This is a genomic window from Devosia sp., from assembly GCF_034675085.1.
GTDB lineage: Bacteria > Pseudomonadota > Alphaproteobacteria > Rhizobiales > Devosiaceae > Devosia.
The window spans coordinates 1-4,475 of sequence record NZ_JAUCDN010000267.1; the positions used below are offsets into that span (position 1 = coordinate 1).

The window sequence follows — 4,475 nt, forward strand, 5'->3', positions numbered from 1 at the left end:
TTGCCGAACCTGCGCTTCGGGCAACGGCGAAAGGGCTTCCTACCACCGCAGTATCGGTTGAGCGATAAACAAGGCGATTACCGACGATTGTCCCTACGTAGCGTCCACTTGGGCTCATGACCCGATTTCCATTGATCCGACCAACCACCTGGCCGCTTTTGCTGTAGACGACGTCACCTGAGACTTGAAGGGGTCTTCCATTCTTCGTGTACATGCCAGTTTCCCATAATTCCAGACATGAGAGCGTGGCATGAACAGGCCAATGCCGCCAGGGGCGATATTCGATCTCGATACCGGCGATCAGTTCGTGCCGGCGCCGGAAATCATTCAGTGGGCGCGAGCCACCTTCATTGACGAAGGCGCGACCTTGGAGAACGAGGAGCACGAACATCTGCGGGCGGCCAATATCGGTGCACTCTGGACCAATGTGGAGAATGCCAAGCGCGGCCGGCGAGTGATCGGCATGGCCGAGCCAGGCTCGCCGCAAGGGGCTATGGGCAAATGGAGCAGGGCCCGGGCAGAGTTTCAGGTGATGCAGTGGTTCGGCCAGGTGCCGGACTTCATCATCACTCTGGACGCATCATGGTGGATGCAAGCCAGTGATGCCGAGGCATGTGCGCTGATCGAGCATGAGCTCTACCACTGCGCGCAGGACCGAGACGAATTCGGGGCGCCGCGGTTCAGCAAGCAGACCGGACGGCCGATATTCGCTATGCGCGGGCACGACATTGAAGAGTTTGTGGGCGTTATCCGCCGCTATGGTGCCGGCGCCGCCGGCGTGCAGGCCATGATCGATGCGGCAAACGCCGGTCCACAGATCGCAGACGTGAAGATCGCACAGGCATGCGGAACGTGCCGGTTACGGGTTGCCTAGCGTGCCCGGCGGTTAAAGCTCGCCACTGCGTCGTTATATTCCGAGATTGTTTGGTCCGCCTCATCGCTCAAGCAATCCAGGTATCGTTCGACGTCATATTGGTAATTTTCCATTTCTCGCTTGCATCGATCGAATTCCCATTGATCGTCGAACTCGTCATAGCGACTTGCGCAATACGGCGCGCTTGGCTCCGAGCAATAGTAGGCGAGAGCTGGTGTCTGCAAAAATGTGAGCACAAATGCAGTGCTCGCAATAGTCTTGATCATTGTAGTGCCCTTTGTCCCTGACCGGAGCCTGACACACCAATGGCAAAAGGCAAGCTTTCGATAGAGGTGCAGACGTTCGTCGTTCAATGCCTCGCGTGCTTCGACAGCCCGTCTGTGGTGGCAGCATCGGTCAAGGCGGAATTTGGCGAGACGATCACTCGCCAAGCCGTTGAAGGGTACGATCCGACAAAGAAGGCTGGTGCAAAGCTGGCGGCCAGGTGGCGCGCCCTGTTCGAGGAAACCCGCAAGACCTTCCTTGAGGATACCAGCAAGATCGGCATCAGCCATCGTGCGGTGCGGCTCCGCAAGCTCGAAGCGCAGGTCACACTCAACGAGCAGCGCGGCAATAGTGGCATGGTCGCATCCCTGCTGAAACAAGCGGCGGAAGAAATGGGCAATGCCTATACGAACCGCCGCGAGCTCACCGGGAAGGATGGAAAGGATTTGCCGGCAGTTACGACGCCGGTGACGATCTTCCAATTGCCCGACAATGGCAGGAGTTGAGCCGGGGCAGGGCGCCCCAACGATCATTCGGCCGCAGCCGGGTCCGCAATCGGTCTTTCTGTCGTCGCCGGCTGATATTGCCATCTACGGCGGCGCCGCCGGCGGAGGCAAAACCTGGGCCTTGCTGATGGAGCCGCTGCGCCATATCGGCAATCCCGGCTTCGGCGCGGTGTTCTTCCGGCGCAATCTGACCCAGGTTCGCAATGAAGGCGGCCTGTGGGACGAAAGCGAAAAGCTCTATCCGCATCTGAGCGCGAACCCGCGATCAGCCCCGGACCTGAGCTGGACCTTTCCATCGGGCGCCGGCGTGGCCTTCGCCCACCTCGAACACGAAAAGACGATCTACAACTGGCAGGGATCACAGATCCCGCTCTTGTGCTTCGATGAGCTGACGCATTTCAGCGAGAAGCAGTTCTGGTACATGCTCAGCCGAAACCGCTCGATGTGCGGTGTCCGGCCTTATGTCCGGGCAACCTGCAACCCCGACGCGGACAGCTGGGTCGCCAAGTTCATTGCCTGGTGGATCGATCAGGAGACGGGCTTTGCAATCCCGGAGAGGGCCGGCGTCCTTCGCTGGTTCGTCCGCATCGGCGATACGATCATATGGGGCGACAGCCCCGAAGAATTGGAGCACCACACCAACCCGCTGACCGGCGAGCCCATCCCGCCCAAGTCGGTGACGTTCATCCCCGCCAAGTTGAGCGACAACGCCATGCTGATGGCGGCTGATCCGGGCTACCTCGCCAACCTCATGGCCCAGCCCACGGTGGAGCGGGAGCGGCTGCTCGGTGGCAACTGGAAGATCAGGCCGGCCGCCGGGCTCTTGTTCCAGCGCGGCTGGTGCCAAGTGGTGGATGCGGTGCCCGCCGGTGTCCGGTGGATGCGAGGGTGGGACTTGGCGGCAACGCCGAAAAAGGAAGGCAACGACCCGGACGGTACGTCAGGCACGAAGATCGGCAAGCTGCCGGATGGCCGCTACATCGTTGGGCACCACGTCAAGGACTGGCTCTCACCCAACGGCGTCGAGACGCTGATTAAAAACACGGCGGAGCAGGATGGGCGTGAGACTGAAATCTCGCTGCCGCAGGATCCGGGCCAGGCGGGTAAATCGCAGGTCACCAATCTGATTAAGCTGCTCAGCGGGTTTGCCGCTCGGGCAACACCGGAAAGCGGCGACAAGGTTACGCGGTTCTCTCCGTTCTCGGCGCAGGCCGAGGCCGGCAACGTCCTGGTCCTTCGCGGTGCCTGGAATGACGACTGGTTCACGGCCTTGGAAGGCTTCCCCGAGGCTACGCACGACGACGACGCGGACAGCACCAGCCGGGCGTTCAATGCGCTTCTGGATAACAAGGCCGGCCCCGCCGCCTCAACCGTATTCACGGGGTTCCTATGACGTTCGACATCACAGTCCGGCACCCGGAATACGACGCCTTCGCCCCCTCGTGGGAGCTGATGCGGGATTCCTTCGAGGGCGAGGACAACATCAAACGTGCAGGGCAGAAATATCTGCCCATGAAGAACGGTCTGGCCGCTCTGATGGAAAGCACGTCACATCGTGCTTTGGCCCAGGCTGCGTATGACGCCTACAAGGCCCGCGCTGAGTTTCCCGATCTCGTCGCCCTCACAGTGCGCGGCGCAGTCGGAACGATCCTCGACCAGGCCGCAGAAATCAAGCTGCCGCCGGAATTGGAGCCACTGCGCGAAAAGGCCACGCGGGATGGGCTGACCCTCGGAGCCCTTCACCGGCGGATTGCCACGGAGGTGATGCTGACGGGCCGCTATGGGTTACTTCCGGGCATTGCCAAGGACGGCTCGCCCTATCTCGCCGGCTATATCGCGGAAAGCATCATCAACTGGGATCAGGACGAGGAAAACGTCGCTGATTTCGTGGTGCTGGACGAAAGCGGCTATGTCCGCGACCGCGAAACGAACGAGTGGGAAACGGTCGAGAAATACCGCGAATGCTTCGTTGAGGATGGCCGCTACGGCGCCCGGGTCTGGACGAAAGGCAAAGAGGGCTGGGAGATTGGCGAAGTCGTCGAGGCGGCTGATCGAAAGCAGCGGCCATTGGGATTTCTCCCAATGGTCTTTGTCGGCTCGAACGATCTGACGCCCGACCCGGATGACGTGCCGCTCTATGGCCTCGCCAAGCTCTCGGTGAGGATCTATCAGCTCGACGCCGATCTCCGGCAGACGCTGCATTACACGTCCGAGCCGACGCCCATGGTGTCGGGCTATGATGATCCGCAGGAGGCGATCAAGAACGGCCAGGTGCGGCAGGGCATCGGTGGGACCAATATCTGGGTGCTGCCCAAAGACGGCAAAGGCGAGTTCCTGGAATTCACCGGGGCAGGGGCCGAGGCCCAGCACACTGAAATCAAGACCGCCTATGACCGGGCGGTGATGTTCGGCGCGCAGATGCTCGCGGAGAAGGGCAACGCGAACGAAAGCGGCGAGGCCAAGAGAGTCCGGCTCGACAGCCAGCATTCCACGCTCAAGGGCATCGCCATGACTTCGGCCTCGGGGCTGGAAAAGGCGCTCAAGAACGTTGCGGCCTGGATCGGCGCCGACCCGGAAAAGGTCAAGGTCACGCCGAACCTTGATTTCTTCGATCACACGCTCTCAGCGCAGGAAATCGCTGCCATCGTCAAGGCCTGGCAGGACACGGCCATTTCGTGGCGAACCGCGTTCGACCGCCTCAAGGCTGGCGGCGTGGTGCCAGAAGATCGGACGGCCGAGGAAGAACTGGCGCTGATGGATCAGGATCAGTTCCGCGAGGATGATCCGCCCGACATTCTGCCCAACCGGCCCGAGCTGGAATTGACCCAGTA

General features: G+C 61.1%; 5 protein-coding genes. 4 read left to right on the forward strand and 1 reads right to left on the reverse strand.

Annotation, left to right across the window (positions count from 1 at the left end):
• The first annotated feature begins 250 nt into the window (after nt 1-250).
• The gene (locus VDP82_RS14340) at nt 251-874 is read left to right on the forward strand and encodes a putative metallopeptidase (RefSeq protein WP_323015524.1); all 624 of its coding nucleotides are present in this window, start codon (nt 251-253) and stop codon (nt 872-874) included.
• On the opposite strand, the gene VDP82_RS14345 is transcribed toward VDP82_RS14340, so the two are convergent.
• On the reverse strand, nt 871-1,140 hold the full coding sequence (locus VDP82_RS14345; RefSeq protein WP_323015525.1) for a hypothetical protein: 270 nt from the start codon (nt 1,138-1,140) through the stop codon (nt 871-873). The genes VDP82_RS14340 and VDP82_RS14345 overlap by 4 nt on opposite strands.
• 39 nt (nt 1,141-1,179) lie before the next feature.
• Here VDP82_RS14345 and VDP82_RS14350 point away from each other — a divergent pair, with 39 nt between their 5' ends.
• The 3 genes from VDP82_RS14350 to VDP82_RS14360 all read left to right on the forward strand — a co-directional run.
• On the forward strand, nt 1,180-1,644 hold the full coding sequence (locus VDP82_RS14350) for a DUF2280 domain-containing protein (RefSeq protein WP_323015526.1): 465 nt from the start codon (nt 1,180-1,182) through the stop codon (nt 1,642-1,644).
• Nucleotides 1,631-3,037 (forward strand): phage terminase large subunit, encoded by a 1,407-nt coding sequence (gene terL / locus VDP82_RS14355; RefSeq protein WP_323015527.1) that lies wholly within the window; start codon nt 1,631-1,633, stop codon nt 3,035-3,037. Before VDP82_RS14350 ends, terL begins: the two co-directional genes overlap by 14 nt.
• A partial coding sequence (locus VDP82_RS14360; protein WP_323015528.1) for a DUF4055 domain-containing protein occupies nt 3,034-4,475 on the forward strand: 1,442 nt, incomplete at its 3' end. The genes terL and VDP82_RS14360, both read left to right, overlap by 4 nt.

What these genes read in the sequence shown, in the direction of transcription:
- VDP82_RS14340 (WP_323015524.1), top strand. Translation starts at nt 251, where the DNA reads ATGAACAGGCCAATGCCGCCAGGGGCGATATTCGATCTCGATACCGGC.
- VDP82_RS14345 (WP_323015525.1), bottom strand. Translation starts at nt 1,140, where the DNA reads ATGATCAAGACTATTGCGAGCACTGCATTTGTGCTCACATTTTTGCAG.
- VDP82_RS14350 (WP_323015526.1), top strand. Translation starts at nt 1,180, where the DNA reads ATGGCAAAAGGCAAGCTTTCGATAGAGGTGCAGACGTTCGTCGTTCAA.
- terL (WP_323015527.1), top strand. Translation starts at nt 1,631, where the DNA reads ATGGCAGGAGTTGAGCCGGGGCAGGGCGCCCCAACGATCATTCGGCCG.